Source organism: Pseudomonas syringae (assembly GCF_021605415.1).
Lineage (GTDB): Bacteria > Pseudomonadota > Gammaproteobacteria > Pseudomonadales > Pseudomonadaceae > Aquipseudomonas > Aquipseudomonas syringae_S.
In genome coordinates, this window is sequence record NZ_WKEQ01000001.1 from 83537 (window position 1) to 109941 (window position 26405).

Sequence of the window (26405 nt, forward strand, 5' to 3'; positions counted from 1 at the left end):
CCTCACCGCTCGATCAGCGCAATGCGCTTGTTGTACCAGTTCATCAGCAAGGAGATGCTGATGCTGATCGCCAGGTAGACGCTCATGGTGATGGCAATGACTTCGATCGCCTGACCGGTCTGGTTGAGCACGGTGCCGGCGAACAGCGAAACCATTTCCGGGTAACCGATACCGGCCGCCAGCGATGAGTTTTTCGCCAGGTTCAGGTATTGGCTGGTCAGCGGCGGAATGATCACACGCAGGGCTTGCGGGATGATCACCTTGCGCAGGGTCGGGCCGTTACGCAGGCCGAGGGAACGGGCCGCTTCGGTCTGGCCGTGACTGACCGACTTGATCCCCGAACGCACGATTTCGGCAATGAACGCAGCGGTGTACACCGTCAGGGCCAGGGTCAATGCGAGCAATTCCGGGATGAGCACCCAGCCGCCGACGAAGTTGAAGCCTTTGAGTTCGGGCATTTCCCAGTGAACCGGTGCGCCGAAGATCAGTGCACACAAGGCCGGGATCACCAGAAAAATGCCCAGGCCGACCCAGAACTTGTGGAACGGCACGCCAGTGGCTTCAAAGCGTTTGTTCGCCCAACGGCTCATCAGCACGATGCCGACAATCGCCACGACGACGCTGATCACGAACGGCCAGAAACCGTCGGCGGCCAACGCGGCCGGCATGTTCAGGCCACGGCTGCTGACAAAAAAGGTGTCGCCGAAGTTATGGCTGTTGCGTGGCCCCGGCATGGTCAGGAACACCGCGAAGTACCAGAACAGAATTTGCAGCAGCGGCGGAATGTTGCGGAACACTTCCACATACACAGTCGCCAGTTTGCTGATGATCCAGTTCTGCGACAGCCGTGCAACGCCGACGATGAACCCGAGAATCGTCGCCAGCACGACGCCGATGACAGTGACCAGCAGCGTATTGAGCAGGCCGATGACGAACACGCGGGCATAACTGTCCGCTTCGGTGTAGTCGATCAGATGCTGGGCGATGCCGAACCCGGCGCTGCGTTCAAGGAAGTCGAAACCGGAGGTGATGCCCCGGTGTTGCAGGTTGGTTTGCGTGTTATCGAACAGAAACCAGCCCAGCGAGACCACCCCCACAATGGTGATGATCTGAAATAGCCACGCACGCACTCGTGGATCGCTGAGGCTGAGCCTCTGCTTAGGTGCGCCGATTGAATTTTGCATGAAGTGCCCCAGGAATAATGGAACAAGAACATCACCCGGCGGTTGGCCCGCCGGGTGATAGAACCATTAGCGCACAGGTGGTGCGTATTGAATGCCGCCAGCGTTCCACAGGGCGTTCAAGCCACGGTCGATTTCCAGCGGAGTGTTCTTGCCGAGATTTTTCTCGAAGATTTCGCCGTAGTTACCGACTTGCTTGACGATCTGCACGACCCAGTCTTTCGGCAGTTTCAGATCCTTGCCGTATTCACCGTCAGCGCCCAGCAGACGAGCGACGTCCGGGTTTTTGGTGGATTTGGCTTCAGCTTCAACGTTTTTCGACGTGATGCCGGCTTCTTCAGCGTTGAGCATGGCGTAGCCAACCCAACGGACGACGGCCAGCCACTCGTCGTCGCCATTACGCACGACCGGACCCAGAGGTTCCTTGGAAATGGTTTCCGGCAGAACCACGTAGTCCTTCGGCGCGGCCAGCTTGCTGCGCTGGGCGAACAGTTGGGATTTGTCGGAGGTCAGCACGTCGCAACGACCGGATTCCAGCGACTTGGCGCTTTCATCGGAGGTGTCGAAAGTGATCGGGGTGTATTTCAGACCGTTGCCACGGAAGTAGTCGGAAACGTTCAGCTCGGTGGTGGTACCGGCCTGGATGCAAATGGTTGCACCGTCCAGTTCTTTGGCGCTCTTGACGCCGAGCTTGTTGTTTACCAGGAAGCCGATGCCGTCGTAGTAAGTAATGAAGCCCGGAAATTTCAGGCCCATACCGGCGTCACGGGAGCTGGTCATGGTGGTGTTGCGCGACAGGATGTCGACTTCGCCGGATTGCAGCGCGGTGAAGCGCTCCTTGGCGTTCAGCTGACTGAATTTGACTTTGTTCGCGTCGCCGAACACGGCAGCGGCCACAGCGCGGCAGACATCAGCGTCGATCCCGAGGATCTTGCCGGATGCGTCCGGTACCGAGAAGCCCGGCAGACCGTCGCTCACGCCACACTGCACGAAACCTTTCTTCTGCACTGCATCCAGGGTTGCACCCGCCTGAGCGAACCCGCTGACACCAAGTACTGCGGCTGCAGTCACGATAGCCAGAGTGGATTTCAACATCTTCATTCAAACCTCCAGTTTTGCTCTTGTTGTGTCGGAGCTAGAGTCCTGTCGCACCCTTTTGAGGCATTGCCGACCCGTGTTGGCTTTTTTTAGGGTCAACCGACATTTGGACTTTCGCTATGAGTCTAGTAGGAGACAATCCACATCATGGACAACTCACTTCTCACCAATCGGCCGAACGGGCGGTAGCCCTTTCACGTTCGCGAAGCCCGTAGCGGCCATTGGCGAACATCCATCACCGGATTTTTTGCTATCCCGTCACCCGGCATACACTGATAGTGTTACCGCCAGGCCTTGGGACAGGTTGCACCCGTTTCCCATAGCAAAGCCCGTACCATCCCTGCCACTAAAGCGATTCAGCGACAGGTCAATAGCAAAACTTGTAGCCTTGCGACATCTTCTTAACGGATCCACCCGACGCGCACTTGAATCACGCACTCAATAAGCGCGCACGCACATTTTTGGAGCAGCCATGACCGAGCCCTTGATTCTTCAGCCTGTAAAGACCGCAGACGCCTGCGTCATCTGGCTTCACGGCCTCGGCGCCGACCGCTATGACTTCCTGCCAGTGGCCGAAGCGTTGCAGGAAACCCTGCTGACCACGCGCTTTGTTCTGCCTCAGGCGCCCACCCGTCCCGTGACGATAAATGGCGGATATGCCATGCCGAGCTGGTATGACATTAAAGCCATGACGCCGGCGCGAGCGATCGATCTCGATCAGCTCGAAGCGTCAGCGGATCGAATCATCGAATTGATCGAAATCGAGCGCGAGGCCGGAATAGACGCCTCGCGGATTTTCCTGGCCGGATTTTCCCAGGGTGGCGCCGTGGTTCTGCACGCCGCATTTCTGAAATGGCAGGGTCCCTTGGGAGGGGTGCTGGCATTGTCGACGTATGCGCCGACCTTTAGTGATGAACTTGAACTGTCCGCCAGCCAACAGCGGATTCCGGTGCTGTCATTGCACGGCCAATACGACAATGTTGTGCAAAACTCGATGGGCCGTACCGCTTATGAGTACCTGAAGTCCCATGGTGTCACCGTGACATGGCAGGAATACCCAATGGAGCACGAAGTGTTACCCGAGGAGATTCAGGACATCGGCGTGTGGCTAACCGAGCGCCTGCGCTGATTCCACAGGCAAAATCCGCCCATTGATCATCCCACTACGCCGCGCCCGATTCTTGCATTACACTGGCCGGCGTACATTCCTTAACCAATTGATGAGATGACCGTGCTCAAAGCACTCAAAAAGATGTTTGGTAAAAGCGAGGCTGAGCAGCTCGCGCCAGTTCCCAGTGCGCCGTCGCACGCCCCCGGCCATCGCAACGATGCCCCGCAGGCCGACCGCCCCGCTCCCGTAGCGGCACCGAAACACCAGCCGAAACCGGCCCCGGCCGCACCGATCGCCGCCGAACCTGTGCTCAGCGAAACGCCGAAACCGGCCAGGCCCCGCCGCGAACCGAAGCCTAAGGCGCCGGTCATTGCCTGGAAACTCGAAGACTTCGTCGTCGAACCCCAGGAAGGCAAAACCCGCTTCCATGATTTCAAACTCGCCCCCGAACTGATGCACGCCATTCAGGATCTGGGCTTCCCGTATTGCACACCGATCCAGGCCCAGGTGCTCGGCTTTACGCTGGCCGGAAAAGACGCCATCGGCCGCGCCCAGACCGGCACCGGCAAGACCGCCGCGTTCCTGATCTCGATCATCACCCAGTTGCTGCAAACCCCGCCGCCGAAAGAACGCTACATGGGCGAGCCACGGGCACTGATCATTGCGCCGACCCGCGAACTGGTGGTGCAGATCGCCAAGGACGCCGCCGACCTGACCAAATACACCGGCCTGAACGTGATGACGTTCGTCGGAGGCATGGATTTCGACAAGCAGCTCAAGCACCTCGAAGCACGCCACTGCGACATTCTCGTCGCGACCCCGGGCCGCCTGCTCGATTTCAACCAGCGTGGCGACGTGCATCTGGACATGGTCGAAGTGATGGTGCTGGACGAGGCCGACCGCATGCTCGACATGGGCTTCATTCCGCAAGTGCGTCAGATCATTCGCCAGACGCCGCCGAAGAATGAGCGCCAGACGCTGCTGTTTTCCGCGACCTTCACCGAAGACGTGATGAACCTCGCCAAGCAGTGGACCACGGATCCAGCCATCGTCGAAATCGAAGTCACTAACGTGGCCAACGAAAACGTCGAGCAACATATCTATGCCGTGGCCGGAGCCGACAAATACAAGCTGCTTTACAACCTGGTCAACGATAACGGCTGGGAACGCGTGATGGTCTTCGCCAACCGCAAGGACGAAGTCCGGCGGATCGAAGAGCGCCTGGTGCGCGACGGCGTCAACGCTGCGCAATTGTCCGGCGATGTGCCGCAGCACAAGCGCATCAAAACGCTGGAGGGCTTTCGCGAAGGCAAGATTCGTGTCCTGGTTGCCACCGACGTGGCAGGTCGCGGCATCCACATCGACGGCATCAGTCATGTGATCAACTTCACCCTGCCGGAAGTCCCGGACGACTACGTGCACCGCATCGGCCGTACCGGTCGGGCCGGCGCTGATGGCGTGTCGATCAGCTTCGCCGGCGAGGACGACTCCTATCAGTTGCCGTCCATCGAAGAAAAACTGGGCCGCAAGATCAGTTGTGAGACGCCGCCAACGCATCTGCTGCGTGCGGTTGAGCGTAAGCGTCCGCAATAAGCGACGTTTTAAAAAGGCGCAGCCGGCAACGGACTGCGCTTTTTTTTGCCCGGCGATTTAACGGGCTCTTGATCGGTGAAACTAAATGTCCATAATAGACAAATTAGTTTATACCCAGCATTCGGAGCCGGACATGTTCAAGACACCCTTCGTGATCGATCAGACCCAGGCCCGCGAACTGTTGAGTCAAATCGACGTGCCGCACATCCTGCGCAAACTGTTCCGCGATCTCGCAGCAGGGCGAGCGGTGCAACCGGCACAGCAACTGGTGGAGTTTCCACAAGCCGCTGGGGACTTCATCAACTTTCTAGGTGTGCTGGCCGACGACGGCGTCTACGGCATCAAGACGTCGCCGTACATCGTCCGTGAGCAGGGGCCGCTAGTCACAGCGTGGACGCTGCTAATGTCGATGCAGACCGGCCAACCCTTGTTACTGTGCGATGCCGGCGAGCTGACCACCGCACGCACCGCCGCGACCACCGCCGTCGCCGTCGACGCCCTTGCCCCGGTGAATGCAAAACGCTTGGCGGTCATCGGCACCGGCAGCGTCGCCCAGGCGCATGTGCATTACGTCAAAAGCCTGCGCGCCTGGCAGAGCATCAGTCTGTACTCGCCGAGTCTGGCAGAAGATTTTGAAACCCAGGCACGGCTGAAAGCCATCGACCCACGCCTGATCATCGCCGACAGCCGTGAAGCGGCCGTCGAGGACGCCGATGTGATCATGCTCTGCACGTCCTCCGCCGGCCCGGTAATCGATCCGGCAACCTTAAGTAAACCGGCGCTGATCACCTCGATCAGCACCAACGCTCCCCGCGCCCACGAAGTGCCGCCGCAAAGCCTCAATGACATGCAGGTGTTTTGCGACTATCGACTGACCACGCCGGACTCGGCGGGCGAAATGCTCATCGCGAGCGAACAACACGGTTGGCGTCCGGATGCGATTGTCGGTGACCTCGCCGACTTGCTCAGCGAAAAGATCCCCCGTCCGGATTACCCTCGCCACGTATTCTTCCGCTCAATCGGCCTGGGCCTGGAAGACATTGCGCTGGCGAACGCCATTTATCACCTCCATCAGTAATACCCAATCGCATGTAGGGGTTTTCAATATTTTCGGAGATTTTATGAGCCAGGCAGATTTCATCATCATCGGCGGCGGGATTGCCGGCGCTTCCACCGGGTTCTGGCTGTCGCCCCATGCCAAAGTGATCGTGCTCGAACGCGAATCCCATCCGGCCTATCACTCCACTGGACGCTCTGCCGCCCTGTTCACCGCCGCTTACGGCACCCCGCAGGTACGCGCGCTGACCCAGGCCAGCCGGGATTTTTTCGATGCCCCGCCCGCCGGTTTCTGCGAGCACCCGCTGCTGACGCCCCGTGGCGAAATGACCGTGGATTTCACTGGTGACCCTGACGAACTGAACAACCAGTACCTGAGCGCCAAAGCCACGGTGCCCGAGATGCAATTGCTCGGTGCGGACGAAGCCTGCACGCGCCTGCCGATCCTGCGCCGGGAAAAAGTCCACGGCGCAATTTACGACCCTACGGCGTGCGACATCGACACCGATGCTCTGCATCAGGGTTACCTGCGCGGCATCCGTCGCAATAGCGGCGAAGTACACACCGATTGCGAAGTGCTCGGCCTGAGCCGCGATGCCCAAGACATCTGGCAGGTTCAGACTAACGGCCAGACCTTCAGCGCACCCGTGGTAATCAACGCCGCCGGAGCCTGGGCCGACAAAATCGCCGCACTGGCCGGCGCGCAACCGCTGGGCCTGCAACCCAAGCGCCGCGCTGCGTTTATCTTTGCGGGACCTGAGGGCGTGGATATTCATCATTGGCCGATGTTGGTCAGCCTCGACGAGTCCTTCTATATGAAGCCGGACGCCGGCATGTTTCTCGGCTCGCCGGCCAACGCCGACCCGGTCGAGCCCCACGATGTGCAGCCGGAAGAACTGGACATTGCCATGGGCATTTACCAGATCGAAGAAGCCACCACCCTGACCATCCGCCGGCCGACGCGCACCTGGGCCGGATTGCGCAGCTTCGTCGACGACGGCGATTTGCTGGCCGGTTTCGATCAACGGATGCCGGGGCTGTTCTGGGTCGCGGCGCAGGGCGGCTACGGTATTCAGACATCACCAGCGATGGGTCAGGCGAGCGCGGCGCTGGTGCGTGGTTTACCGTTGCCGGATCAGCTTGAGCGCTTCGGCCTTACGGCAAACATGCTTTCCCCTGCCCGCCTCGGATGACGCGCCGTGCCGATTGCGGCACACTCGCAACGCCTCCTGCCCGGGGAGGCGTTGACGCTGCCTGGAGCTCCACTGTCATGACCGCCCCCGAACTCGATCCCGCACTGGATAACTTCCGTGCTATCGCCGACGCCATCGCCACGCTGTTTTTTCCCCATGCCGAAGTGGTATTGCACGACTTGCGCACGCAGAAGGTCGACTACATCGCCAACAACCTGTCCAAGCGCGATGTCGGCGATGACTCGTCGCTGGAAGACATGCTCAGCGAGGACGTCTGCGACCGTAATATCGGGCCGTATGAAAAGCTCAACTGGGACGGTCAGAAGATTCGCAGCCTCAGCAGCGTCCTGCGTGACAGCGACGGTCATCCGTTGGCGGTGCTGTGCATCAACCTGAATATTTCGCTGTTCGAGAATGCCAAGGCTGCGCTGGATCTGTTCCTTTCGCCGAGCAAACTGATCCCGCAACCGGACTCACTGTTTCGTGATGACTGGCAGGAGCGGATCAATACATTCCTGCACGCCTGGCTGCGCGAGCGGCAACTGAGTTTGAATGTGCTGACCCGCGACCACAAACGCGAGCTGGTGCTCGCGCTGCACGCCGAAGGTGCATTCAAGGGCAAAAGCGCGTCGAACTATGTGGCCAATGTGCTGAACATGGGACGGGCGACGGTGTACAAGCATTTGAAAGAATTGAAGGGCTGAAGATTTAGCAGATTTATTGGCTGGACTGGCCTCTTCGCGAGCAGGCTCGCTCCCACAGGGCGTTCACATATCCAGTGTGGGAGCGAACCTGTTCGCGAAAGGGGTTTATCAGTCGCCGTAGATGTCGGACTTGAAATACTTGTCGGAAATCTTCTGGTACTCACCACTCGCCCGAATCCCCTCAATGGCCGCGTTCAACTGGCTAACCAGTTCGCCATTGCCCTTGCGCACCGCAATCCCCGCGCCCTCACCCACGTATTTCGGATCCTTCAACTCCGGTCCGACAAACGCATAGCCCTCGCCACGCGGCATCGACAGGAAGTCATTGAGCGGAATGGTGTCGGCAAAGATCGCATCGAGACGACCGGCCGCCAGATCCATGTAGATCTCCTCGTTATTGCTGTAGCGCTTGACGTTGACGCCCTTCGGCTCGAACACCTCGGTCGCGTAACGATCGGTGGTGGTCGCACGCTGCACGCCGACGTTTTTGCCTTTGAGACTGGCGTACTGGTCGTCCACCACTGCGCCATCCTTCATCACCAGACGCGAAGAGGTGAAGTAATACTTGTTGGAAAAGTCCACTGACTTCTTGCGGTCTTCGTTGATGGTCATGGATGACAAGGCCATGTCGATTTTCTTCACTTTGAGCGAAGGAATCAGGCCATCGAACTCACCTTCGACCCACACGCACTTGACCTGCATCTGCGCGCACAGTGCGTTGCCGATGTCGTAGTCGAAACCGACGATTTCACCTTTGTCGGTTTTTGAGGCGAACGGCGGGTAGGCCGCTTCGATGCCGATGCGCAGGGTTTTCTCGGCGGCGAACGCGGCGCTGCACGCCAACAGACTGAGGGCCAGACCGGTGATGAGGGGGAATTTCTTCATGATCGTTCTCTCGCGGGTTGTTGTTGGTTTGGCGGAGGAGAGCAGCTGCGAGCTTGGAGCTTCAAGCATCTAGCTGGATTGTTAATTCCATACTGGACTTTAACGTACAGATCGTCAATTGCGCAGGAAGGGAGAATTTCGCTGTGGCAGAGGACGCCATCGCGAGCAGGCTCGCTCCCACAGGGAATCTCGGGCGGACACAAAATTTGTGTACCTGAGGATCCAATGTGGGAGCGAGCCTGCTCGCGAAGACTGACTTGAGGGCACTACAAAAATTACTGCTTCCAGCGATCCGCCGCCGCATGGTCACTGGCGCGCCCTTCAACCCAGCGCGAACCTTCGCGAGTGTTCTCTTTCTTCCAGAACGGCGCGCGGGTTTTCAGGTAATCCATGACGAAGTTGCAGGCGTCGAATGCCGCCTGGCGATGGGCACTGGCAGCGCCGACGAACACGATCGGTTCGCCCGGCTCCAGCGCGCCGATGCGGTGCAGGACTTCGAGTTTCAACAGCGGCCAGCGCTGCTGCGCCTCGACGGCAATTTTGCCGAGGGCTTTTTCGGTCATGCCCGGATAGTGTTCGAGGAACATCCCCGCGACATCGAGCCCGTCATTGAAGTCGCGCACGTAGCCGACAAAACTCACCACGGCTCCGACACCAACATTCGCCGCATGCATCGCGTTGACTTCAGCGCCCGGATCAAACGGTTGGGACTGTACGCGGATCGCCATGGCTCAGCCTCCGGTCACGGTCGGGAAAAATGCCACTTCGTCGCCGTCGACCACGGGTTCGTCGAGCTGGCAAAGGTCTTCGTTGCGGGCGCACATCAGGTTTTGCTCATTCAGCACATCGAAACCATCACGCTGCGCCAAGTGCAGGCGCACGTCATCAATCGTTGCGAAATCACCTTCGACCTTCAATGCATCGACGCCCAGCGCTTCACGATAACGGGCGAAAAACATGACCTTCACGTTCATGGCTGCTCCGCCTGAAAGTGACCGCTTTTGCCGCCGACCTTCTCTAGCAGACGCACACTCTCGATCACCATGCCGCGATCCACGGCTTTGCACATGTCATAGATCGTCAGGGCGGCGACGCTGGCGGCGGTCAGCGCTTCCATTTCCACCCCGGTCTGCCCGGACAGTTTGCAACGCGCGACGATGCGCACGCTGTCATCGCCTTCGGCACTCAGCTCGACCTTGACGCCGGTGAGCATCAGCGGATGGCACAGGGGAATCAGATCACTGGTTTTCTTCGCGGCCTGAATGCCGGCAATGCGCGCCACGGCAAACACGTCGCCCTTGGGATGGCCGCCGCTGACGATCATTTGCAGGGTTTCGGGCAACATGCGCACAAAGGCTTGGGCAGTCGCTTCACGGAACGTCACGGCTTTTTCGGTGACGTCGACCATATTGGCGCGACCTTGGGAATCGAGATGAGTCAGCACGGGGGCCTCCTTGAGGCAGCTGCAAGCGGCAAGCTACGAGCGGCAAGTTAAAAGCGCAGTAGGCAGGCGTCAGGAAAGCTCGCATTTAAACAGCCGAAAGCCGCAGGCTTCAAGCGGCGAGTGAACTTCACTCGTACCACTTGCAGCTTGCGGCTCGAAGCTTGTAGCTGCTCCTGTTACAAATGCGATTCGGCGTATTCGGCCAGAATCGAGCGAGGCACCCCTTGCAGGGTGATGTGTACACCGTTGGGGAAATCCTTGAAGCGTTCGGTCAGGTAGGTCAGCCCGGAACTGGTCGCGGACAGGTAAGGGGTGTCGATCTGCGCCAGGTTACCCAGGCACACCACTTTGGAACCGGCACCGGCACGGGTGATGATGGTTTTCATCTGGTGCGGCGTGAGGTTCTGGCACTCGTCAATCAGGATCAGGCTCTGCTGGAAGCTGCGACCACGAATGTAGTTGAGCGATTTGAACTGCAACGGCACTTTGCTGAGGATGTAATCGACGCTGCCATGGGTGTTTTCGTCATCCATGTGCAAGGCTTCGAGGTTGTCGGTGATGGCGCCGAGCCAAGGCTCCATTTTTTCCGCTTCGGTGCCGGGCAGGAAGCCGATTTCCTGATCCAGGCCTTGCACGCTGCGGGTGGCGATAATGCGGCGATAGCGTTTGCTGACCATGGTCTGCTCGATCGCAGCGGCCAGCGCGAGGATGGTTTTACCGGAACCGGCGGCGCCGGACAGGTTGACCAGGTGAATGTCCGGATCAAGCAACGCGTACAACGCCAGGCTCTGATAGATGTCGCGCGGCTTCAGGCCCCACGCCTCCTGGTGCAGCAGCGGTTCCTGGTGCAGGTCGAGGATCAGCAGCTTGTCCTCTTCAATCTCCTTGATCCAGCCGACGAAGCCCTGTTCATCGATGATGAACTCGTTGATGTGCACCGCCGGCAGGTTGTCGATCAATTGCACTTGATGCCAGGTGCGGCCGTGATCCTGACGGGTTTCGACCTTGCTGACCCGATCCCAGAAGGAGCCGGTCATGTTGTGATAGCCGTTGGGCAGCAGGGACACGTCATCGACCAGTTGGTCGGTGCTGTAGTCCTCGGCGGCGATCCCGCAGGCGCGCGCCTTCAGGCGCATGTTGATGTCTTTGGTGACCAGCACCACTGGTTGTTTCGGGTTCAGCGTGTGCAGTTCGATCAGTTGGTTGATGATTTTGTTGTCGTTCAAATGCTCGGGCAGAATGATCGTCGGCTCGGCGCGTTTACTCATCAGAATCGACAGCAAACCCTTGGGCCCGCTCTTGCCACGCTGGATCGGCACACCTTGTTCGACGTCTTCAGGGGAGGCATCGCCCAGAGTCTTGTCGATCAACCTGATCGCCTGACGGCATTCGGCGGCCACGCTGTGATGGCCGCTCTTGAGCTTGTCCAGCTCTTCAAGCACGGTCATTGGAAGCGCGACGTGGTGTTCTTCGAAATTAAGGAGGGCGTTTGGATCGTGAATCAGTACGTTGGTATCGAGTACATAAAGGATTGGCTGGTTGGAGGAAGAACTACGTCCGTGATCATCCATACTCGGTCACCTTTGTGGGAGCCAGTCGACGCAATACCGTGACAGTGCTGCGCCTCGAACGACTACCGATTCACCTGTTGTGCTCTTGCTGAGGAAGACAGGTGAACTGCACACAAATGGGTCTTGGAAGACGCCACCTGTGTTGCAGGTTTCGGCGGTCTGTCTTCGTAATACTCCAAAACCCATGACAGAAAAAAGCACTTTGACGCTTTTTTGAAGTTTATTTTGCAAAGTGACGAAAAGCCCTTGGCGGACGCTCCCGCCCCCGTTAGAGTCGGAAGTCGACCTGCATCAAACTCCGCAAAAAAAACACCCCAAGCCCAACGTTTCCGGCCTTTCTTTCGATTTCAACGAAACGCGTCCTGACAGTCCTCCCAACCGATGCCGCTTTGCGCCGTTTGCGTAATAAGCCATGGCAACGACGTCTTCACCGCATCCTGGCGGGTATTGAAATTGATCACCCCGTGACGCCACAGCAGCATCAGCGTCAGCACTCGCTGAGCACTCGGGCCGCCCTTGAGTTTGCCGGCGCCATCCTGGGCATCAATGTCCCACAGGGCCACTTGCAGGCCCTGACTGTTGAAGAAACTCTGCGCATCGCCCCGACGCTGGCCATCCGGCGGACGGAACAGTGGCACGTAGTTTTCCGGCAATTTGTTCTTCACCAGATCGGCGCTGCGGCGCACTGAGTCCTGCCAGTCCTGCCAGTGGCTGTGGGAGCGAAATTCCCAGCCCTGCACCCCGACGCATTGCAGCGAGAACGTTGTTTGCAGATTACTGACTGAACGCTCGGCCAGCCGCGCCTGAATGTCCTTGCCCAACACAAAGAACGTGCCGCTCAGGTTGGCCTTGCGCAGGTACTCGGCCAGCCAGTCGGTGTTGTCCGGTTGCACATTGGCAGCGCTGTCGAAACTGAGCAGGAACAGGCGATCGTGCATGTCATCGCCATTGCGTTCGTAGTCGCCGAAACGATCGATTTCGCTGCTGGTCTGTGGGAACAGCGCCGCTTTGCGCAGGAGCTCATCAAGGTACTGGGCGTGGAACAAGCGGCTAGGCTCCGCCCATTGGGTGTAATAGCTGTCGTCGCTGACCACGAATTTGGCCGCTTGCTCGCGCAGGGTCGGCATGTCCTCGACGAGGAAGCAGAACGAGGCGTCCTGATCGCAACTTCGCTGGGCGAAGTTATAGTTGGCGAGCAAGCGTTGCCAGAGGCGCTGGCGCAAGCCGTTGATGGCATCGATATTGATTGTGCGCAAGCCGAGTCGTTGGGTCAGCGCCGCTTCATCGAGCCCTTCGGTGGCCAGCAGCGCTCGGGAAAACATCAGGATTTCCGCCCGCGACGCCACGTCGAACAGGGTCGGACTGCTCAATTGCTCGGGCCAGGTGTTGCGATCCAGCGTCGCCACATCGCCAGGCGCCGCCATGGCACCGAAGCTCAAAAGCCACACAGTGAATAGAAGAAGGGTGCGCAATGGGATGTCTCCGTAACAAAACCCGCGCGGCACTATAGCTGATCCACCCCTTGCCTGTAGGAGTGAGCCACCGATCACCTATGGGCTTGATAGCTGGAGTCAACGCGCCCAACCCCCTAGAATCGCCCCCACGATTAAAGGAGACGACTTCATGCTGATGGTGATTTCCCCCGCCAAGACCCTCGATTACGAAACACCGCCGGCGACCTCGCGCTTTACCCAGCCGCAATACCTCGACCACTCCCAGGAGTTGATCCAGCAACTGCGCGAACTGTCGCCGGCGCAGATCAGCGAACTGATGCACGTCTCCGACAAGATTGGCGGCCTCAATGCCGCGCGTTTCGGCAGCTGGACGCCCGCTTTTACCCCGGAAAACGCCAAGCAGGCGTTGCTGGCCTTCAAAGGCGATGTCTACACCGGCCTCGATGCGCAGTCGTTCAGTGAAGCGGATTTCGATTACGCGCAACAACATCTGCGCATGCTGTCCGGCCTCTATGGCCTCTTGCGCCCACTGGATTTGATGCAGCCGTATCGCCTGGAAATGGGCACCAAACTGGCCAACGCCCGCGGCAAGGACTTGTATGCGTTCTGGGGCACGCGCATCAGCGAATGGCTGAACGAAGCGCTCGCCGATCAAGGCGACGATGTGCTGCTGAACCTGGCGTCCAATGAATACTTCTCAGCCGTCAAGCGCACGGCCCTGAACGCGCGAATCATCAACACCGAATTCAGGGATTTCAAGAACGGCCAATACAAGATCATCAGTTTCTACGCGAAAAAGGCCCGTGGCCTGATGAGCCGATTCGTCATTCAGGAAAAAATCAACGATCCGACCGCCCTCAAACAGTTTGATGTGCAGGGCTACCGCTTCAGCGACGAGCAATCGAAGCCCGATAATCTGGTGTTTTTGCGCGACCACGCACCGGAATAAAGCATGCCCTCTGCACGACTCTCTACCGGCAGAGTCGTGCACCTCGCACGATCCCTCTATGTACCCCCTCCAATTCGCCTGTATTTTGGCGTCAAAAAAACATCATCCTAATTTCTTATATTAGTTTCATTCGACTTTGATGTTTTTTTTCAGTAGTGGCACGTAAGAAACTTCCCTGTAGTGGCACAAAACCATCTAAGGCGATAATTCCCTTGTCAATAAAGGGCCACATCGAAAGTGCTATCAATTTGAAACTAGTGCCATCTTTGGCAATATTTCAAAAAATTTCACTAGAGCCGATGGGCGGACAGGAACTATGTCCAAATGCATAGCTCATACCACCGGTAACGATTCTCGCCGAGTTTGTACGAGATAACTTACGCAGAGAAGTACACCATGTAACCAAGTTGTCACAGCAACTTGCCTAGATGATGCACTTGTTTGGACAACCTGCAGAGGACAGGAGATATGCACCATTAATATCCCCTACAAGGCCAAGGCCACGCCCCTTTAAACGTGCTCGCCGTAGCACCCAACCGCTTGATTCATCGGCCTTTTGTCCGACAATCGAGCGCGTTATACGACTGCACGAATATCTTTCAGATGAAAGATCGGCTGCAAAACAGGGCAAGTAACAAAAACAAGGACTAGTTGCGCACACCTTGAGTGCACTTATTTAGACACTCGAACTTAGTATGCCTGTGCCCGGCATTTCGGCGCCTGTAAGCCGTACTTTCGAGCGCACTGGAACCGCTGAACACCATTAACTCCGGCCATCTAATGGCTTGATAAAACACTGAGGTAATTGCGATGCGCATCAGCATATTTGGTTTGGGTTACGTTGGCGCAGTCTGTGCCGGTTGCCTGTCTGCTCGGGGCCACGACGTGGTTGGCGTCGATGTTGCCAAAGACAAGATCGACATGATCAACGCTGGCAAATCGCCGATCGTTGAACCAGGTCTGGGCGAGCTGTTGGCCAAGGGGATCGAGACCGGTCGTCTGCGCGGCACGACCAACTTCGCCGAGGCGATTCGCGACACCGACCTGTCGATGATCTGCGTGGGTACGCCGAGCAAGAAAAACGGCGACCTGGAACTCAATTACATCGAGGCGGTGTGCCGCGAGATCGGTTTTGTCCTGCGTGAAAAAACCACCCGCCACACCATCGTGGTGCGCAGCACCGTGCTGCCGGGCACCGTCGCCAACGTGGTGATCCCGATCCTGGAAGACTGCTCCGGCAAAAAGGCCGGCGTCGATTTCGGCGTCGCGGTCAACCCTGAGTTCCTGCGTGAAAGCACCGCGATCAAGGACTACGACCTGCCACCGATGACCGTCATCGGCGAGTTCGACAAGGCGTCGGGCGACGTTCTGCAATCGCTGTACGAAGAACTCGACGCACCGATCATCCGCAAGGACATCGCCGTTGCCGAGATGATCAAGTACACCTGCAACGTCTGGCACGCCACCAAAGTGACCTTCGCCAACGAGATCGGCAACATCGCCAAAGCCGTCGGCGTCGATGGCCGTGAAGTGATGGACGTGGTCTGCCAGGACAAGACCCTCAACCTGTCCCAGTACTACATGCGCCCGGGCTTCGCCTTCGGCGGTTCGTGCCTGCCCAAGGACGTCCGCGCCCTGACCTACCGCGCCGGTTCTCTGGATGTCGAGGCACCGCTGCTCAACTCGCTGATGCGCAGTAACGAATCGCAAGTGCAGAACGCCTTCGACATCGTCTCCAGCCACGACAAGCGCAAAGTCGCCCTGCTCGGTCTGAGCTTCAAGGCCGGCACCGACGACCTGCGCGAAAGTCCGCTGGTGGAACTGGCCGAAATGCTGATCGGCAAGGGTTACGACCTGAGCATCTACGACAGCAACGTCGAGTACGCCCGCGTTCATGGCGCGAACAAGGAGTACATCGAGTCGAAGATCCCGCACGTCTCGTCCCTGCTCAACTCGGACTTTGACTCGGTCATCGACAACTCCGACGTGATCATCCTCGGCAACCGCGACGAGAAATTCCGCGCCCTTGCCCAGGACGTGCCGCACGGCAAGCAAGTCATCGACCTGGTGGGCTTCATGGCCAAAGCCACTGACGCCGGTGCTCGCACCGAAGGCATCTGCTGGTAAAGCAGCCGCAAGCTTCAAGCTTCAAGCCACAAGCTCTAAGCGCCTCGCCCCTGGCTTGTCGCTTGGGGCTTGAGGTTTGCAACTGACTTTAGGATTTTGACTATGCACAGGCTAAAGCACGGCCTACTTCAGGCCGCCGGTTGGCTGTTTTACTTAAGTCTTTTGATGGGCATCGCGTTGCTGCTGCCCGCGTCGACCTTCGACTCCGAATCCAAAGACTTCATTTTCCTGATTGGCGCCGTGGGTATCTGGCGCTATTCGATGGGTGTAACGCACTTTGTGCGCGGCATGATTTTTCTGTACATCGTCTACCCGCACCTGCGCCGCAAAGTGCGCAAGCTGGGCAAGGCTGCAGACCCATCCCACGTGTTTCTGATGGTCACCAGTTTCCGTATTGACGCGCTGACGACAGCGCAGGTCTACAGCTCGGTGATCCGCGAAGCCATCGACTGCGGTCTGCCGACCACCATGGTCTGCTCCATCGTCGAAATGTCCGATGAGCTGTTGGTGAAAGCCCTCTGGGCGCGGATGAATCCGCCGGACCGAGTGAAGCTCGACTTCGTGCGCATTCCCGGCACCGGCAAGCGCGATGGCCTGGCCTATGGTTTCCGCGCCATCTCCCGTCACCTGCCGGACGACCGCGCCGTGGTGGCCGTGATCGACGGCGACACCGTGCTCGGCGAAGGCGTCGTGCGCAAGACCGTGCCGTGGTTCCAGCTGTTCGGCAATGTCGGCGGCCTGACCACCAACGAGTTCTGCGAAGTGCGTGGCGGCTACATCATGAGCGAATGGCACAAGCTGCGTTTCGCCCAACGTCACATCAACATGTGCTCGATGGCTTTGTCCAAGCGCGTGCTGACCATGACCGGCCGGATGTCGGTGTTCAAAGCCTCGGTCGTGACCAATCCCGAGTTCATCGCCGATGTTGAAAGCGACTCGCTGCAACACTGGCGTCTGGGCCGCTTCAAGTTCCTGACCGGCGACGACAAGTCGAGCTGGTTCAGCCTGATGCGCCTGGGTTACGACACGTTCTACGTGCCGGACGCCAACATCAACACCGTTGAACACCCGCCGGAAAAGAGCTTCATCAAGGCCAGCCGCAAGCTGATGTTCCGCTGGTACGGCAACAACCTGCGCCAGAATTCGCGCGCGTTGGGCCTGGGTGTTCGTCGCCTCGGCGCCTTCACGTCAGTGGTGCTGTTCGATCAGCGCGTGTCGATGTGGACGTCGCTGCTGGGCCTGACCGTCGCGATCATCGCCAGCTTCAAGTACGGCACCGCATTCATCCTGGTTTATCTGCTGTGGATCGGCATTACCCGCCTGATCCTGACGTTGCTGTTGTCGTGCTCCGGTCACCGGATCGGCCCGGCCTATCCGCTGATTCTCTATTACAACCAGATCGTCGGTGCACTGGTGAAGATCTACGTGTTCTTCCGCCTCGATCAACAGTCCTGGACTCGCCAGCCAACCTCGCTGACCCGTGATCTCGCCAGCTTTCAACGTTGGTTCAACACTTGGTCGTCTCGGACCATGACCTTCTCCGCCGGCAGCATTTTTGTCGCCGTGCTGCTGATGATGGTCTGAACCGCCCCTATTGAATTAACAAGGAAATCGCCCCTATGAATACCGCCGTGAACGCCAACGTAGTGCATGAATCCGAAGCCCAGCGCCAACACGCCCGAGTGAAAATCCCGGCCAAGCTGCGCTTTTTCGGCCCTGACCGGACACCGGTCGAAGCGCGGGTGCTCGACCTGTCCGCCGGTGGCCTGGCATTCAACGCCGGCCAGATGCCGCTGACCGTGGGTGAGGTGTACAAGGCGCGCCTGCAATTCGTCATCGACAATCTTGGCCTGGCCATGGACGTCGAGTTGCAGGTTCGCTCCTATGACCGCCCGACCGGCCGCGTCGGTTGCCAGTTCCAGAATCTGGAACCACAGGACATCTCGACCCTGCGTCACCTGATCACTTCGCACCTGGCCGGCGACATCGTCAGCATCGGCGAAGTGCTGGCAACCTTGCAGCGCGACAACTTCACCAAGGCACGCAAAATCAAGGACGGCGACAATGGCATGACCGCGTTCGGGCGTCTGAAAGCGGTGACATTCAGCGCCGGTATCTTCGCGGTCGGCCTGGTGGCGGCGGGCTTCATTTTCAAATCGGTCTACGGCATGTACTTCGTCAGCCACGCCGAAGCCGGCATCGTCAGCGTCCCGGGCATGAACATCACCATGCCGCGCGACGGCACCGTGCAGAGCCTGGTGAAATCCGACGGCGTGGCAGCCAAAGGCGCACCGCTGGCGACGTTCAGCACCAGCATGCTCGACGTGCTCAAGGGGCATTTGGAAGAAGATCAGTTGCAACCGGCCAAGGTTGAAGAACTGTTCGGCAAGCAAATGACTGGCACCCTGACCTCCCCTTGCGATTGCACCGTGGCCCAGCAACTGGTGGCCGACGGTCAATACGCGAGCAAGGGCGACGTGATCTTCCAATTGGTGCCGCGCAACACCCAGGCCACCGTAGATGCGCGCTTCACCTATCGCCAGTTCGGCGACGTGCGTCCGGGCACCACGGTCAGCTTCCAGATCGCCGGCGAAGACAAGACCCGCACCGGCAAGATCGTCAGCAGCACCAGTCTGAAGAGCGCTGACCTGTCTTCCGATATCCGCGTGCAGATCCAGCCTGACGAGCCGCTGGACAGTAAGTTCGCCGGCCGCCCGGTGGAAGTGAACAGCGACCGCGGCCCGAACGTGAACTGGCTGATCGACAAAGCCATGGCTGCCGGCCTTTAAGTCGAGGACATGCCTGTGAATATCACCCGTCTTTTCAGAACACCACGATCCCTGTGGGAGCTGGCTTGCCAGCGATCGGATCAATGTGGTCTAGCTGAAACACCGAGTCGTCTGAATCGCTGGCAACCCAGCTCCCACAAAGGATCTGTGTGTGCATTGGCGCTGGCAGTCAGCCTCGCCGGTTGCGCCGGTCTGCCTGACCAGCGTCTGGCCAACGAAGCGCTGAAGCGGGGCGACACCGCCACCGCTGCGCAGAATTATCAGCAATTGGCCGATCTGGGTTACAGCGAAGCGCAAGTCGGCCTCGCCGATATCCAGGTCGACAGCCGTGACCCGGCGCAGATGAAACAGGCCGAAGCGACTTATCGCGCAGCGGCCAGTGTTTCGCCGCGCGCCCAGGCCCGTCTCGGTCGTCTGCTCGTCGCCAAGCCCGGTTCCACCGAGGCCGAGCATCACGAAGCCGAAAGCCTGCTGAAAAAAGCCGCCGCCAGTGGCCAAGGCAATACGTTGATCCCGCTGGCAATGCTGTACCTGCAATACCCACACAGCTTCCCGAACATCAACGCGCAGCAGCAAATCGATCAATGGCGCACCGCCGGTTACCCGGAAGCGGGCCTGGCGCAAGTGCTGCTCTATCGCACGCAAGGCACCTACGACCAGCACCTGGATGACGTGGAAAAGATCTGCAAAGCCGCGATCAACACCACCGATATCTGCTACGTCGAACTGGCCACTGTGTACCAGAAACGCGCTCAGCCGGAGCAACAAGCCGAGCTGATCAAGCAGATGCAAGCCGGTTACAGCCGTGGCACCGTCACCGCGCAACGTGTGGATTCTGTCGCTCGTGTGCTGGCCGATCCGACCCTTGGCAAGACCGACGAAAAAACCGCGCAGTCGCTGCTTGAGCCCATCGCACCGGGTTACCCGGCGGCGTGGGTCAGCCTTGCGCAGTTGCTTTACGACTTCCCGGAACTGGGCGACATCGACCAGATGATGAAGTACCTGGACAACGGCCGCGCCGCCGACCAGCCGCGCGCCGAGCTGTTACTGGGCAAGCTCTACTACGAAGGGAAAATGGTGCCGGCCGATGCGAAAGTCGCCGAGGAACACTTCCAGAAAGCCGTCGGCCGTGAAGTCGCCGCCGATTACTACCTCGGTCAGATTTATCGCCGTGGCTACCTCGGCAAGGTCTATCCACAGAAAGCCCTCGACCATCTGCTGACCGCTGCGCGCAACGGCCAGAACAGCGCCGACTTCGCCATCGCGCAACTGTTTTCCCAAGGCAAGGGCACCAAGCCTGATCCGTTGAACGCCTATGTATTCAGCCAATTGGCCAAGGCGCAAAACACCCCGCAAGCCGATGAACTGGCGACCACACTGGCCGCGCAATTGCCGCCCGAGCGCCTGGCCGAAGCCCAGCGTTTGTTGCAACAGGAGCAAGCCAGCCGTGGCGCCCTGAATCAGAACACGCTGCAACTGCACGCCCTGCAAGAAGAAGACGGCGAGGAAAAATTATGAAGCTCAACCCATTCGTGAAGGCCGGCATTGGCCTCACCTTCGCCCTGTTGTGGTCTTGCCCGACATTGGCTGCGATGACTGAATCGAAAAACTTCGGTCTCGACGTGAAAATCACCGGCCAGTCTGAAGACGACCGTGACCTTGGCACCGCCAGTGGCGGCGACGTCAACGGTGTCGGCCTCGACCTGCGTCCTTGGGTCTATGGCGAAAGCGGCGCGTGGAGCGCCTACGCCATGGGCCAGGCTGTCACCTCGACCGACATCATCGAAACCGACACCCTGCAACAGTCCGACAGCGACGGCACCCAAAGCACCGACAGCGGTGACCGCAAGACCAAGAAAAACTATTTGGCGATGCGCGAGTTCTGGGTCGGCTACAGCGGCCTGACGCCGTACCCGGGCGAGATGCTCAAGTTCGGCCGCCAGCGCCTGCGCAATGACGACGGCCAATGGCGCGACACCAACATCGAAGCGCTGAACTGGACGTTCGACACAACCCTGCTGCGTGCCAACGCCGGTGTCGCCGAACGCTTCAGCGAATACCGCACCGACCTCAAGGAGCTGGCGCCGAAAGACAAGGATCGCCTGCACGCCTACGCCGACGCCGCGTATCAGTGGACGCCGGGCCAGTGGGTCGGCATCCGTGGTCATCACACTCACGATGACGGCAAGCTCGATTATTCGGAGCCGGGCGTACCCCGCGATTCGCTCGATAAAACCGAAAATGGCGACATCAGCTGGATCGGCCTGACCGCCGACAGCGATGCCTACAACTGGCGCAACACCAACACCGTCAACTATTGGGGCAGCATCACCGGCATGAGCGGCGACCGTGACACGGTCAACCCGCTGAATGCTGACGGCACCGCGCCGGCCCAGGCCAAGCGCAGCGACAACGTCGACGGCTGGGCTACTGATCTGGGCGTGCGCCTGCGCCTCGATCCGCAGTGGCAAGTGGGTGCGGCTTACGCCCGTGCCAGCGCCGATTACGAACAGAACGGTCTGGAAAGCAACCGCTCGAACTACACCGGCACTCGCTCGCGGGTTCACCGTTTCGGCGAAGCGTTCCGTGGCGAAATGAACAACATGCAGACCGCCACCCTGTTCGGTTCGTGGATGCTCAACGACGAATACGACGCCAGCCTGATCTACCACAAGTTCTGGCGCGTGGACGGCAATAAGCCGGTCGGCAGCAACGGTATCAACGCCGTGGAAAACAACACCGACGATGTCACCGGCGCCATTCTGTCCAGCACCTCGCTGCCGCTTGAAGACGGCCGCAAGGATCTGGGTCAGGAGATGGATCTGGTGGTCACCAAGTACTTCAAGCAAGGCCTGTTACCGGCGGCGTTGAGCCAGTCGATCGACGAGCCTTCGGCGCTGGTGCGGTTCCGTGGCGGTGTGTTCAAGCCGGGCGATGCCTACGGCAGCCAGGTCGATTCGTACATGCACCGCGCGTTCGTCGACGTGATCTGGCGCTTCTGATGCAAACCGCGAAGGGAGTGCCCGACATGAAGAGTACGAGGATAGGCTCGATCAGCCTGCTGGCCGGCGCAATGTTGCTGGCCAGCGCGAGCGCCTTCGCCAACGTGGAACCGGCGAAGCCTGCGACCACCGCCAAAGAACTGCAGCAAGCGAAAACCTACACCGTCAGTAGCGCGCCGACCGACGTGCTGCAACTGGCGGCACCGACACTGCCCGACCTCTCCGGCTACACCGCCGAAGCCGCCGCCGCGAAAATCGTGCGCAGCAAACCGGGCAAGGTCAGCGTGCGCCGGATGATGCAGGAAAACGCCCTGAAGGACTTCATCGGCGGCGACAACAAAATGGCCGAGTGGGTGGTGCGTCAGCACGGTATCCCGCAGGCGATCTTCGTCGACGACGGTTATATGAACCTCAAGGATCTGGCGAAAAAACTGCCCAAGCAGTATTTCAGCGAGACGTCGCCGGGCGTGTATCTGGCGAAACTGCCGATCGTGGTCGGCGAAAAAGGCATCCTCGAAATCGACGGCCAGACGCAAGAGTTGCGCCTGTCCCAAGAGGCCGGTTCGTTCCTGGTCAACGACGGTCAGTTGTTCGTGCGCGACACCAAAGTCACGGGATGGCGCGAGAAGGAAAACGGCCCGGCCACCTTCCGTTCGCCGAAGGAATTCCGGCCGTTCCTGCTGGCCTGGGGCGGCACCCAGACTTACATCGTTAACAGCAAAATGGCGAGCTTCGGCTACGCCAACAGTAAGTCGTACGGCGTGAGTATTTCCCAGTACACGCCGAACATGGCCAAAGTGCTCAAGCGCCCCGAGCCGACCGGCTGGATCGTCGGTTCCGAGTTCTCGGACATGTGGTACGGCTTCTACTGCTACGAGACGCGCGACTTCGTGGTCAAGGGCAGCACCTACAAAGACAACATCGTCTACGGCATCGACCCGCATGACCGATCCCACGGTCTGATCATTGCCGAGAACACCGTTTACGGTACGAAGAAGAAACACGGGATCATTATTTCCCGCGAGGTGGACGACAGCTTCATCTTCAACAACAAAAGCTACGACAACAAACTCTCGGGCCTGGTGATCGACCGTAACAGCGTCAACAACATCATCGCCTACAACGAGATCTACAAGAACCACACCGACGGCATCACCCTCTACGAGTCTGCCGACAATCTGCTGTGGGGCAACAAGGTCATCAGCAACAAGCGCCACGGCATCCGTATTCGTAACAGCGTGAACATTCGCCTCTACGAAAACATCGCCGTGGCCAACGGCCTGACCGGTGTCTACGGGCACATCAAGGACCTGACCGACACCGACCGTGACATCGAGCTCGACCCGTTCGACGCCCAGGTGTCGCTGATCGTGGTGGGCGGTGAACTGGCGGCGAACGGCAGCGGCCCGCTGTCCATCGACTCGCCCTTGAGTGTCGAGCTGTATCGCGTGTCGATGCTGGCGCCGACCAAATCCAGCGGCATCAGCTTCAACGGCATCCTCGGCGAGCGCCAGGATGAAATTCTCGACTTGCTGGTGCGCCAGCAGAAAGCCGTGCTGATCGACCCTGTCGAACGCCAGACCGAATTGCAGGACTGAGGATAATTTTATGCACCCACACTTGATCAAATTACTCAGCCTGTCGGCCCTGACCGTGGGCATTCTGGCGGCCAGCAACGGCGCCCGTGCCGATGAAATCCAGGCACCGAAATTCACGGCCGAGCCTTGCTGCAGCCTGTGCCCCGCTGCCCATGACGCGAAGAATTACACCACGCGTTATCAGCAAAACTTCACCACGTTGGTGCAGGCGCAAGGCGACTGGCTGTTCCGGACTCAGGAAGACCTGCGCACTGAATTCAACACCACGCCGGCCGGCTACAAACGCATGCAACAGTTGCACGATGCGTTCAAGGCCAAAGGCGTCGAACTGGTCATCGTGTACCAGCCGACCCGTGGCCTGGTGAACCGCAACAAGCTCAACCCGCAAGAGAAAGCCTCGTTCGATTTCGACAAGGCACTGGGCAATTACAAAACCATGCTCGGCCGTTTTGCCAAGATGGGTTACGTAGTGCCGGACTTGTCGCCGCTGACCAACGAATCGTTGCCCGACACCCTGCCCGCCCACGACTTCTACTTTCGCGGTGACCAGCACTGGACGCCATACGGCGCTCAGCGCACAGCCAAAATCGTCGCCGAGAAGGTCAAGCAGATTCCCGCCTTCGCCGACATTCCCAAGCGTGAATTCGAGACCAAGAAGTCTGGACGCATGGGCAAGACCGGCACTTTGCACAACATGGCCGGGCAACTCTGCGGCACCAGTTACGCAATTCAGTACATGGATCAGTTCACCACCGAACCGAAAGGCGAGGCGGGAGACGGCGACCTGTTCGGCGATTCCGGCAACCCACAAATCACGTTGGTCGGTACGTCCCACAGCGGCAAGAACTATAACTTCGCCGGCTTCCTCCAAGAGGCCATCGGTGCCGACATTCTCAATGTCGCCTTCCCCGGCGGCGGCCTGGAAGGCTCGATGTTGCAGTACCTGGGCAGCGACGAATTCCAGAAGACCCCACCGAAAATTCTCATCTGGGAATTCTCGCCACTGTATCGCCTCGACCAGGAAACCATCTATCGCCAGATGATGGCCCTGCTCGACAACGGCTGCGAAGGCAAAGATGCACAAATGACCGGCAGCGCCACCCTGAAGCCGGGCACCAAGCAAGAGCTGATGGTCAACAGCAAGAACATGAACCTGCAAAACGCCAACCATCAGGTCGACATCCGTTTCGCCGACACCTCGGTGAAAACCCTGCAAGCCACCCTCTGGTACATGAACGGTCGCCACGAGGACATCAAGATCGATAAACCGGAAACCTCCGACACCGACGGTCGTTTCGCCTTTGAGCTGCGCACTGACGAAGACTGGGGCTCGCAAAACCTGCTGGCGGTCGAAGTCCAGGGTCCCGAAGCGGGTGCCGCGCCTCAGAAAGTCGAAGCGAAAATCTGCAAACGCAACGTATTCCCGGGCGCTGGGCAACAAACCGCTCAGGCCGGGCAATGAGGTCTGCTATGCGAAATCGAACGATCAAACATTGGCTCGCGCCATCCCTGCTCACTCTGGCGATGTTCGCCGGAGCGACCCAGGCCGCCGCGCCACTGCGTCCACCCCAGGGTTATTTCGCGCCTGTGGATAAATTCAAGACCGGCGACAAAAGCGAAGGCTGCGACGCGATGCCGACGCCGTACACCGGCCCGCTGCAATTTCGCAGCAAATACGAAGGCTCGGACAAGGCTCGCTCGACGCTGAACAAGCAGTCGGAAAAAGCCTTTCGCGAGACCACCAAAGACATCACCACGCTGGAACGCGGCACCGCCAAGCGCGTCATGCAGTACATGCGCGACGGTCGTCCGGAACAGCTTGAGTGCACGCTCAACTGGCTGACCGCGTGGGCGAAGGCCGATGCGTTGATGTCGAAAGACTTCAACCACACCGGCAAATCGATGCGCAAATGGGCGCTGGGCAGCATGGCGTCTTCGTACATTCACCTGAAGTTCTCCGACTCGCATCCGCTGGATCAACACCCGCAGCAAGCGCAGCAGATCGAAGCATGGTTTAGCAAGATGGCCGAGCAGGTCATCAGCGACTGGGACAACCTGCCGCTGGAAAAAACCAACAACCACTCGTACTGGGCCGCCTGGTCGGTGATGGCGACGTCCGTCGCTACCAACCGCCGCGACCTGTTTGACTGGGCGGTGAAGGAATACAAGGTCGGCGTCAATCAAGTCGATGCCGACGGTTACCTGCCGAACGAACTCAAGCGCCAGCAACGCGCCCTCGCCTACCACAACTATGCCCTGCCGCCGCTGGCGATGATCGCCAGTTTCGCTCAGGTCAACGGTGTGGATCTGCGTCAGGAAAACAACGGCGCGCTGAAGCGCCTGGGCGATCGCGTTCTCGCCGGGGCAAAAGACCCGGACGAATTTGAAGAGAAGAACGGCAAGAAACAGGACATGACCGACCTCAAGAAGGACATGAAATGGGCCTGGCTTGAGCCGTTCTGCTCCCTTTACACCTGCCCGGCGGATGTCCTGGAGAAAAAGCACGACATGCAACCGTTCAAGACCTTCCGCCTCGGCGGGGATCTGACCAAGGTCTACGACCCTTCGCGTGAAAAAGGTAACAAAGGCAGTTAGTCGCTGATCGTTCCCACGCAGAGCGTGGGAACGATCACACACTCTGACAAAAACA

The 26405-nt window shown here is 59.0% G+C and carries 22 protein-coding genes; 14 read left to right on the forward strand and 8 right to left on the reverse strand.

The window, feature by feature from the left end:
• Positions 1-2 precede the first annotated feature (2 nt).
• Both GIW69_RS00410 and GIW69_RS00415 read right to left on the reverse strand, forming a co-directional pair.
• Positions 3-1184, reverse strand: a complete 1182-nt coding sequence (locus GIW69_RS00410; protein ID WP_236480183.1) for an amino acid ABC transporter permease — start codon at positions 1182-1184, stop codon at positions 3-5.
• 66 nt (positions 1185-1250) lie between these two features.
• Positions 1251-2282 carry an amino acid ABC transporter substrate-binding protein gene (locus tag GIW69_RS00415; RefSeq protein WP_236480184.1) on the reverse strand — a complete coding sequence of 344 codons (1032 nt, stop codon included), beginning with the start codon at positions 2280-2282 and terminating at the stop codon, positions 1251-1253.
• 469 nt (positions 2283-2751) lie between these two features.
• Between GIW69_RS00415 and GIW69_RS00420 the strand changes: the two genes are divergently transcribed.
• The 5 genes from GIW69_RS00420 to GIW69_RS00440 all read left to right on the forward strand — a co-directional run bounded on the left by GIW69_RS00420 (position 2752) and on the right by GIW69_RS00440 (position 7936).
• Entirely contained in the window at positions 2752-3408 is a 657-nt protein-coding gene (locus GIW69_RS00420; RefSeq protein ID WP_236480185.1) for an alpha/beta fold hydrolase, read from the forward strand.
• 96 nt (positions 3409-3504) lie between these two features.
• Positions 3505-4983, forward strand: a complete 1479-nt coding sequence (gene rhlB / locus GIW69_RS00425) for an ATP-dependent RNA helicase RhlB (RefSeq protein WP_236480186.1) — start codon at positions 3505-3507, stop codon at positions 4981-4983.
• Positions 4984-5116: 133 nt separating this feature from the next.
• Positions 5117-6061 (forward strand): ornithine cyclodeaminase family protein, encoded by a 945-nt coding sequence (locus GIW69_RS00430; protein WP_236480187.1) that lies wholly within the window; start codon positions 5117-5119, stop codon positions 6059-6061.
• Between the two features lie 43 nt (positions 6062-6104).
• Positions 6105-7232: an NAD(P)/FAD-dependent oxidoreductase gene (locus GIW69_RS00435; protein ID WP_236480188.1), complete on the forward strand. Its 1128-nt coding sequence runs from the start codon at positions 6105-6107 to the stop codon at positions 7230-7232.
• Between the two features lie 77 nt (positions 7233-7309).
• Positions 7310-7936, forward strand: coding sequence for a PAS domain-containing protein (locus GIW69_RS00440; protein WP_236480189.1), 627 nt, complete (start codon positions 7310-7312; stop codon positions 7934-7936).
• Between the two features lie 108 nt (positions 7937-8044).
• On the opposite strand, the gene GIW69_RS00445 is transcribed toward GIW69_RS00440, so the two are convergent.
• The 6 genes from GIW69_RS00445 to GIW69_RS00470 form a co-directional block, all read right to left on the reverse strand.
• Positions 8045-8821 (reverse strand): ABC transporter substrate-binding protein, encoded by a 777-nt coding sequence (locus GIW69_RS00445; protein ID WP_236480190.1) that lies wholly within the window; start codon positions 8819-8821, stop codon positions 8045-8047.
• Positions 8822-9096: 275 nt separating this feature from the next.
• Complete coding sequence (gene moaE / locus GIW69_RS00450) at positions 9097-9549, reverse strand: molybdopterin synthase catalytic subunit MoaE (RefSeq protein ID WP_236480191.1); 453 nt, start codon at positions 9547-9549, stop codon at positions 9097-9099.
• A gap of 3 nt (positions 9550-9552) precedes the next feature.
• Positions 9553-9795: a MoaD/ThiS family protein gene (locus GIW69_RS00455; protein ID WP_236480192.1), complete on the reverse strand. Its 243-nt coding sequence runs from the start codon at positions 9793-9795 to the stop codon at positions 9553-9555.
• The gene (moaC, locus tag GIW69_RS00460; RefSeq protein WP_236480193.1) at positions 9792-10265 is read right to left on the reverse strand and encodes a cyclic pyranopterin monophosphate synthase MoaC; all 474 of its coding nucleotides are present in this window, start codon (positions 10263-10265) and stop codon (positions 9792-9794) included. Before moaC ends, GIW69_RS00455 begins: the two co-directional genes overlap by 4 nt.
• 176 nt (positions 10266-10441) lie before the next feature.
• A complete protein-coding gene (locus GIW69_RS00465) occupies positions 10442-11836 on the reverse strand; it encodes a PhoH family protein (protein ID WP_236480194.1) in 1395 nt (464 codons plus the stop codon).
• Positions 11837-12183: 347 nt separating this feature from the next.
• Complete coding sequence (locus GIW69_RS00470; protein ID WP_236480399.1) at positions 12184-13260, reverse strand: polysaccharide deacetylase family protein; 1077 nt, start codon at positions 13258-13260, stop codon at positions 12184-12186.
• Positions 13261-13459: 199 nt separating this feature from the next.
• Between GIW69_RS00470 and yaaA the strand changes: the two genes are divergently transcribed.
• The 9 genes from yaaA (at position 13460) to GIW69_RS00515 (ending at position 26350) form a co-directional block, all read left to right on the forward strand.
• On the forward strand, positions 13460-14239 hold the full coding sequence (gene yaaA, locus GIW69_RS00475) for a peroxide stress protein YaaA (RefSeq protein ID WP_236480195.1): 780 nt from the start codon (positions 13460-13462) through the stop codon (positions 14237-14239).
• An 810-nt stretch (positions 14240-15049) separates the two neighbouring features.
• On the forward strand, positions 15050-16366 hold the full coding sequence (locus GIW69_RS00480; RefSeq protein ID WP_236480196.1) for a nucleotide sugar dehydrogenase: 1317 nt from the start codon (positions 15050-15052) through the stop codon (positions 16364-16366).
• A 102-nt stretch (positions 16367-16468) separates the two neighbouring features.
• Entirely contained in the window at positions 16469-17950 is a 1482-nt protein-coding gene (gene alg8 / locus GIW69_RS00485) for a mannuronan synthase (protein WP_236480197.1), read from the forward strand.
• Between the two features lie 35 nt (positions 17951-17985).
• A complete protein-coding gene (locus GIW69_RS00490) occupies positions 17986-19155 on the forward strand; it encodes an alginate biosynthesis protein Alg44 (RefSeq protein ID WP_236480198.1) in 1170 nt (389 codons plus the stop codon).
• 9 nt (positions 19156-19164) lie between these two features.
• Positions 19165-20673 carry an alginate biosynthesis TPR repeat lipoprotein AlgK gene (gene algK / locus GIW69_RS00495; RefSeq protein WP_236480199.1) on the forward strand — a complete coding sequence of 503 codons (1509 nt, stop codon included), beginning with the start codon at positions 19165-19167 and terminating at the stop codon, positions 20671-20673.
• On the forward strand, positions 20670-22157 hold the full coding sequence (locus GIW69_RS00500) for an alginate export family protein (RefSeq protein WP_236480200.1): 1488 nt from the start codon (positions 20670-20672) through the stop codon (positions 22155-22157). Before algK ends, GIW69_RS00500 begins: the two co-directional genes overlap by 4 nt.
• A 26-nt stretch (positions 22158-22183) precedes the next feature.
• Positions 22184-23755 (forward strand): mannuronan 5-epimerase AlgG, encoded by a 1572-nt coding sequence (gene algG, locus GIW69_RS00505; RefSeq protein ID WP_236480201.1) that lies wholly within the window; start codon positions 22184-22186, stop codon positions 23753-23755.
• Between the two features lie 10 nt (positions 23756-23765).
• Entirely contained in the window at positions 23766-25217 is a 1452-nt protein-coding gene (locus GIW69_RS00510) for an alginate O-acetyltransferase (protein WP_236480202.1), read from the forward strand.
• A gap of 8 nt (positions 25218-25225) precedes the next feature.
• Positions 25226-26350, forward strand: a complete 1125-nt coding sequence (locus GIW69_RS00515; protein WP_236480203.1) for a mannuronate-specific alginate lyase — start codon at positions 25226-25228, stop codon at positions 26348-26350.
• Positions 26351-26405 lie beyond the last annotated feature (55 nt).